At 36.7% G+C, this 6,664-nt stretch carries 4 protein-coding genes and 2 pseudogenes; 1 reads left to right on the forward strand and 5 read right to left on the reverse strand.

The features are described from left to right. Positions 1-1,022 precede the first annotated feature (1,022 nt). The 5 genes and pseudogenes from ACFINI_RS09090 to ACFINI_RS09110 all read right to left on the reverse strand — a co-directional run. A pseudogene (locus ACFINI_RS09090) lies at positions 1,023-1,478 on the reverse strand (type ISP restriction/modification enzyme); the annotation flags it as partial. 583 nt (positions 1,479-2,061) lie between these two features. Beyond that, a complete protein-coding gene (locus tag ACFINI_RS09095) occupies positions 2,062-3,669 on the reverse strand; it encodes a YfjI family protein (protein WP_375630626.1) in 1,608 nt (535 codons plus the stop codon). Between the two features lie 12 nt (positions 3,670-3,681). After that, positions 3,682-4,566, reverse strand: a complete 885-nt coding sequence (locus ACFINI_RS09100) for a toprim domain-containing protein (protein WP_375634714.1) — start codon at positions 4,564-4,566, stop codon at positions 3,682-3,684. A gap of 97 nt (positions 4,567-4,663) precedes the next feature. After that, positions 4,664-4,864, reverse strand: coding sequence for an AlpA family transcriptional regulator (locus ACFINI_RS09105; protein ID WP_011180791.1), 201 nt, complete (start codon positions 4,862-4,864; stop codon positions 4,664-4,666). 207 nt (positions 4,865-5,071) lie between these two features. Beyond that, positions 5,072-6,238, reverse strand: coding sequence for a tyrosine-type recombinase/integrase (locus ACFINI_RS09110; protein ID WP_375621728.1), 1,167 nt, complete (start codon positions 6,236-6,238; stop codon positions 5,072-5,074). Positions 6,239-6,409: 171 nt separating this feature from the next. Between ACFINI_RS09110 and ACFINI_RS09115 the strand changes: the two are divergent. Further along, positions 6,410-6,628 (forward strand): annotated as a pseudogene (locus ACFINI_RS09115) (hypothetical protein); the annotation flags it as partial. Between the last annotated feature and the right edge of the window lie 36 nt (positions 6,629-6,664).

The following is a 6,664-nucleotide window of genomic DNA, read 5'->3' on the forward strand; positions in this document are numbered from 1 at the left end:
CATTTTAGACTTAACAGCCTTTATAGGGACTGTCTTTATAACAAATGCTTTCATTTGCATTTTTGCTTTCTCTATAGCTGTTATGTTCTTTATAGCCATGGCATCATTTTTCAGTTTCATAAGAGAAATGATAAATAGGATATATGATAATTGTGATTTATAGACCATTATGAAAACACTTATGAAAACATCTCAATAGAAACTGATAATTATAGAGATGAGCAAAATCCCTTTTAATAAACTTTTGTCAGTCTTGTCAGTTCTTTTTAGAACCTATATCATTTTTTTTAAATGATAAAAAATTAAAATCATTATATTTCAATAAGTTAAGTTTTATGAATTTTTCAAAATACAACTTATTAAAACAGCCATAACAAATAAATACAACTGTAAATATATATTTGTCAGTTTATGTCAGTACATTGAATCGACAAAAGTGATCATTTAGTGAATGATTAAAACATGTCTTATGAGAGTATGTGATCTTTTAAAGCCTTTCAAAAGAAAGGGATTATAATCATAATAAATGCTATCAAGACCATTATGGTTATGAGTTTTGGAGGTGCTTTTTACGCCCCCCTTTACATATTTTTCAATAAAAAATAAAATTTTATTATATTTCAATATGTTAACTTTTATCAAGTTTCCAAAAAAAACAACCTATATCAAAATACAACCTATAAATACAACTAATGCTCTATGTTTTGTAAGGGTTTGGGGGGGGGGGGAGAAACATTCAAAACCTATAAGTAATATAAGAAAATGAATATACATAACCCTCTTTAAATAAAGCTTCTGATAACAATAAAGCACTCATTTTAGATTACGGTTTAATCTTTTAAAGGCAATGTAAATAAGAGTATCTAAAAGTGCAAGTTTCTTCTTTTTAAATAACGTATGATAAATTATCCTTTTAAAGATTGTATGTCAGCAATTTATAAAAGGGATATAAGAACCTATAGGTATAAAACCTTATACCCCTTATGAGTTTATCATACCCATTATGTGAGCATGCTTTTAAGTTATTCAGTTTCTCTTATTTCTAATTTTGGTAGGTTCTTAACAATTTTCATTGTCTCTAAACTTATGGTAATAACCCTCTGAAATAACTCTAGAGGGTAGGCAGGGTTGCCAATGGTTTCAACAGCATAACGATTGGCATCATTAACAATGCCACTCTTTTTATCAGTCTTAACACATTGACGCCCCATAACCCATTCAAGAGCGGATTTACCATTAACGATATACTCACAAGCGTCAAGAGGGATATCTGTTATTGTGATATTGTTATTATAAATAACAGTGGTTTTATCTTTCTCTTTACCTGCTTTTGCGAATTTCATTTCAGTCACGTAATAGAATTTTTCTGGATTAGAGATCTCTGTAACTTTTGGATTACCTTTTTTAAAGGTTACGGGATAAGGTTTTACAGTTTCATAATTCACGTGCAAATGATCCAGTTCACGCCCTGTTACAACAGAGCTCCGTTTTCGTATAAGGGGTTTAATTCTCTTCAAAAGAATTAAAACGAAGCTTATTAAATCCATTTTGAACGAATTGAGAAAAAATGCAGAAAAATGCTAAAAAAGCCGATAATTTTTTCAAAAGAGTTTTTAAATGCTGTTTATCCGCAGTCCATGAGAGAGATCAGATCAGCAAAATAGTGAAATTTGCTGTTTATTTTATGGAAAAAGACAAATGAAGCATGTGCTTTTAAAATATCATAATGATTATTTTGATAGGTTTTATGAGTCACTAAAATAATCTAGTTTGTTAGTTCAATTTACAGACACAAACTGACAAATATATATTATTGATTGTATTTAAGGTTGTATTGTCGATATAGGTTGTATCGTTAAAATACTAACCTATTGAAATATAATGTTTTTAATTTTCTCTCATTTAAAAAAAATAATATAGGAGCTAGAATGAACTGACAAGACTGACAAAACTCTTCTGATAAGGTCCTCAGATCATTTGCTTTTGGAAAAAAGTTCCTTGATGAGAATGCCATAAAAAGAGTTTTGCGTGGTTGTCTTAAAGACTTCAAAAGAGATTTCTTTATTGTTTTATGCTGTTGTTTTTAACCAAAGGATTCCATTCATACCGTCTATCAGGACGCCGACCTAATTCATTCCCCTCTATAGGAAATTCACGAATATAGTTACAACGGCATAAAAGCTCTAAAGCTTGCTTAACGGCTCCATTGTCTTTTAAAGATCTCCAACACCGTCTATAGATATCTCTTGCCGTAAAAACATTGGGTAAAAGATCACAGCGCTCTACAATTAATTTTGCACGCTCTGCTGTTAATGTATCATTCGCCGCATAAAGACGTTTTGCATGACTTATCAGATATTCTTCCCAATATAAGGCTCTCTCAAGGGCATCTCTATTGATTTCAAAACGCCCCCCTTCACTCAATTCAAAAATCAATGCAAGGGTTGGTATGGTTTTATTCATTTTCAAAAGATGCGCTTGTAAACTTGATGAGAAATGACCTCCTTTGATTGTTCTTTGAAAATTTTCCCACCATACACGAAACATTTCTTGAGCTTCAGCAGAAAAGCGTATGGTAATAGGGTGTTTTGGTGATCCTAATGGTTTATCATAAAGAGAACGAAAAATTCCTTGATAACTTTCCCATGCCTTTTGATTGGGAGGTCTATCAACCCATAACCGCTCTTTTCGTTCATCGGGCCACACCAGCATTTGAAACCGTTGCAATAAGCCGTCATTATTTGTTCCATGGTGCATTGCTTGAATAATGGGAATAATCCGTGAAGGTTGAATGCCCCCAATAATGGAAATGGTTGCATTGGGAATAAAAATGGTTCCCCGTCCTATACGGTCATAGGTGTATGATTTTTTGCCATTAAAAGCTGTTAGATAAAAAGAACGGTCTGATTGATATTCCTTCCGTTCCAAATCGGATAAAAAACCAGATAATTCATCACGAACCAACAATAAACCACGGGGGTTTTCTTTTAACAATTCCCCAAGCTTTTCGACGGTCACATCGTTGACAATAAGACGTCGTTTATTAAGCGTGTCATCTTCCTCACTTTCTTTATGTTCAAGAGATTGAGAAAGAAGAGCAAGGGCTTGTTCCTCGTCTTGATCTTTGAGTGCTTTGTAGGCTTGTTTTTTCTTTTCTCTTTTGTCTAATTCAATAAGAATATCTTTTGTTTCTTGCTGTTTTTTCTTCTTTAACCATTCTTGATGCCATTCCTCTTGAAAAACATCAAGAGGTGCTAAAGCAGCTTCCATGGTATCTGTTTTCATAGTTGAAGGTTCCCCCACAATGGCACCCCAGAGATTAGGAACAATTTTCCAATTGGCATGTTGTTTTGGAGAAACCCGCACGCCATTTCCAATGACAGCAGACAATCCACATAAAGCAGAAACAGCAACAAAATCGATAGAAGATTGTTGAATATCAGCAACGTCATAAACATAGTTTATTAATGGTGTTGGAAGCAGGAATATTTTAAAAGGCTCGACGGGTAAGAGAGCCGTAGCAATCGGTTGTAATTGCCCCCAACCATTTTGTTGCAAGGCTTGTTCATAAGAAATGGCTTTTAAACAAGTATTTTCGTTTAAAGAGACATTATCGTTATCATTGATGGGAGTATTTTCATTATTGTTTTGTAAATTACTATCTTTCATAGTTTCCCTCTTTTAAGAAAGTAATACGTTATTAAAATCGGTTCCTTTTGGAGCTTGCATCATAAAGACCTCAAAGCCTTGGCTATAAGCACGTGCAGCTAGGGTAAAACCTGCTTTACGACCCGCATCATCGCCGTCCATTGCAATGGTGAGACGTCCTTTTGTATGGGGTAAATTCACACGCATCATGCCACTGGTTGAAAGAGACGCCCATAAATCAACGGGCTCTGATAACAACCCAGACAAAAGAGCCAGACCGGTTTCAATGCCCTCACAAATGACCAGATGTTTGGGATTGCCTTGACTTAAATGCACAGCACCACCTGTTACAGATCCCAACATGGCTTTTGCTGGTTTCTGATCTGTTTTGCAGCCATTGTCTTTTAAAAAGGTTCTATGAATGGCAAAGGAACCAGCACCCTTAACAAGAGCCACTAACGCGGGCAGTGTACCCCCAGAGGGGTGTGGACATTTGTCGTAAAAGCGTAAATCAGTAGGCAAATCACATGTAATACCCCGCATACGTAAATAGGTTTCTGCTAAAGTATTTTTGATTGGTTGGCTTTGTTGCCAAATTGCTTTTGCTCTCTCTGCTTTCTGTTTTGCTCGTTTGAGATCAGCACAAAACTGTTTTGAGAAAGAGAGCGTCTGATCATAAGCTTTATCAAAAAAGGCTTGTTTTCCAAGCAAGCCAATTCTAATGAGCGCTTGTATGATCTCTCTAAAAGAGCAACCAGCATAACAATAGAGTAAAAGACGCCCATCATGTCCATTGGCAAGGGATAAGCTAGGCAGCCTATCATCATGAGCAGGGCAACGGGCTGTTCCATAACGCCCATGCCAAGTACCACGCAAGGCACGTGTGATACCTTGCGCATTCTTAAAAGAACACATCATTTTAAATCCTATAACGTTGCGTCATAGGACGGATTGTGCTATCTCTAGGGTGATGAGTTTGAGAAAGCCTTGTCCGTCCTTACGCGACAAGGTTTTTTTATGCCGCGTCACTTTGACGTTGCTGTTTTGCTTGCTCGATGACATTGATAAGATCCGATTGTAACCAACGGGACAAAAAACCAAATTTTAAAGGTTTTGGGAGAGAGCCATTGGTTACATGACGGCGGAATGTTGAGACACTCATATGAAGCAATTTTGCACTTTCACGGTCTGTCAAAAGAATATCATTTTCTGTCATACTAAAATCCTTTCTATCAAAAAATGGTAACAAATCATAACTATTTATTAACCACATTTTGGTTCGTTTGGAAAGATGTTTTATTTATAGAAAACAATATTTTATTATATAATTTCTGATGTGATACGTTATGAGTCTTATTGAGAGAGAATGAGAGAAAAGAGAGAGAAAGTTATCAACAGATCATGGGGTTATTCACCCCATATCTTAAGATTGACCCGTGACATAAGCCGCCCATTTATCCATATAAACACGGCGTTGTTCTAGATAGTCCGTACGACGATAGGCACGCTCTACTTTACCTCCTACTGTATGACTTAGAATGGTTTCAGCGACCTCATAGGGGGCATCGGTTGTTTCAGCAAGCCAATTGCGTAAACTAGAGCGAAATCCATGGGGGCAGGCATCAAGTCCAATACGTTTCATATATTGAGCCATACACCTATGCGCGAGGGGACCGCGACCTGTTGCAGAAAAGAAGAAATCATTGCGTGATAAAAGGCGCGCTTGTTTTAAAATGTCTAATGCTTCTGATGATAAAGGCACGCGAAACTCTGTTGTTGTATCACGCTTTCCTTTCATATTTTCAGCAGGAATAGTCCAGATATCATCCTCAACTTGATCTTTATGGATATGACATAAAGGAAAAGTACGAACGCCTGTCAGAATAAGCAAACGTAAAGCCAGTTGTGTCATTGTTGTTGTTTCGCAAAGTGTTTTATAAAAAGCCGGAACCTTTCTCCAATCCATAGCTGGAAAATTTTGCGTTTTATGGCGTTGTTTGCCTAAGAGCGCGCGTGCTTTTTCTGTTGCTTGTAAATCAACATTCAAACCTAATGCAGCCGCATGTTTAAGACAAAGATTAAGACGTATCAATGCTTTCTCTGCTGTTGCAGCTTTTGTATGCCAAATAGGGGCAAGAGTATTGCGTATCTCTGTTTGAGTAATCTCTGAAACGGGTAGACAGCCTAATTTAGGGAGAATATAAAGACGTAAAGGTGAAAACCAATCACAAGCCTTACCATCATTTTTTAATTCAGCTTTCCGACTTTCAAAAGCATCTACGGCAATATCTTTTAAGTAATGAAGATTGCTGATTGCCTCACGCTTTTGTTTATTGCGTTCTTTAATGGGGTCACGCCCCTCACGTAAAACCGAACGCCACCCAGTTGCCAATTCACGGGCTTGTTTTAAAGAGACATCTCGCAATGCTCCCAAGCCCATTTCACGACGACGTCCGTGAAGGGTATACCGTAAAATCCATTGAGCACCTCCATCTTTACGCTTATGAAGTAACAAGCCGGCACCATCATTATATTTGCCAGCCCCCAATGTTGCGACAGATCTTGCATTAAGACGGTTCATAAGAGCCATTTTTTACTCCTTTCTTATATAAATTTGATCCACACATTCATCCCACTTGTGATGTGCAAATGAGTGGTTTTGATTGAAGCAATATAAACTGATTTAAAATGAGACAATCTTAGGTTATTCGGGACTCTCATTCAATATGAATAACACTAGATTATCATTATAAATCAATGCCTTGTAGAGATAGAGAGTGTCGATGAGGAGCACCCATGGTTTGTGCACGCGTTTGATTTGATTAAGGCGCGTGCAAAATACGAACTTTACAAGAATATCTTGAAAGAACCCGATTGTGCAACAGCAGCGTACAATGACTTTAACGAACAGTTGCATGAATTGCGTGCAGAGACGTCTCAACGTCATAACGTCACTCGAATAATTCCGACGGATTTCTAATATGGTTTATTTTCCAATCGCTGATTACAGACCAGA

It is taken from the genome of Bartonella sp. AA56HLJMS (assembly GCF_042197145.1).
Lineage (GTDB): Bacteria > Pseudomonadota > Alphaproteobacteria > Rhizobiales > Rhizobiaceae > Bartonella.